We start from the raw sequence: 959 nt of genomic DNA on the forward strand, positions 1-959 counted from the left end.
AATCGCTATAGCTTCAGACATAGTAGGACTTATCAAATAGGTTATTTACACTCAGCTGATAGCGTAAACGGTCAGATGGTGCATAGTAGCCATTTAAATTGACCAGCGTACAACTTGGTAAATTAACGCCCTTATCAAGGGTATGGCCGTTACGCTCAACCACCGACGTGAGATTGGCACCTACACCAGCTTTTCTTGCGCCGCCTTGGAGAAACTCATAATTGGTGCTTACGGAGCCTTGGTGTTTTGGAACATTGCTCAGACGTGCACCCTTCGCGAGGCCTTGGTCTTTTTCAATTTGAGCATCGGTATAACTATAGTTGGCATTAACGAACCAGCGGTCATTGATCTGGCTATTTAAGTCAAATTCAACTCCTTTACTACTCACTTCGCCTGCGGCGGTTTGAAAGTTACTGTCGATTGGGTCAGTTGTAAGTACATTTCGTTTTTTCATTTTAAACAAAGCGAGGCTCAGCACACTTTGGTCGTTTATTTTATATTTGGTACCGACTTCATAGCTTTCGCCTTTTTCAGGAGCGAAGGTCTGTCCATTTCGGTTCATACCACTATTCATGGCAAATGAGCGGCCATAGTTGCTATAAAACGCCCATTGCTCAGAGGCTTTAAAATTTACTCCGAAACGTGGACTATTCTGGTGAAGTGTTTGGTTGTCTTCGGTCTGTTTTATATGATTTTTAAAGTCTTGTTCGACCTGATCAAAACGGTTGCCAAATAGCACACTCCACTGGTCATTGAAAAAGATCTGATCTTGTACATTAAGCGCGAAGTAACGCTGGCGCTCTTTGGTGTCGGTAAACGGAGTGAGGTTCGGTAAATATTTGCCGTATTCAGGTTGGTAGATATCAATTGTGTTTGTTGAGCTTGTGCTGTGATTGCGACGAAGCTGGTTTTGCTTATAGTCGAGTTGACCAAGCTCGGTTGAAAGTAAAATTTCATGG

General features: G+C 43.0%; 1 protein-coding gene. It reads right to left on the reverse strand.

From position 1 onward, the window contains the following. Nucleotides 1-13: 13 nt before the first annotated feature. Nucleotides 14-959: TonB-dependent siderophore receptor (locus tag F2P67_RS27555; protein WP_246226567.1), on the reverse strand; the 946-nt coding region annotated here is incomplete at its 5' end.

Origin of the sequence: Pseudomonas atagonensis (assembly GCF_011369485.1) — a bacterium.
In the GTDB taxonomy this organism is placed as follows: Bacteria; Pseudomonadota; Gammaproteobacteria; order Pseudomonadales; family Pseudomonadaceae; genus Aquipseudomonas; species Aquipseudomonas atagonensis.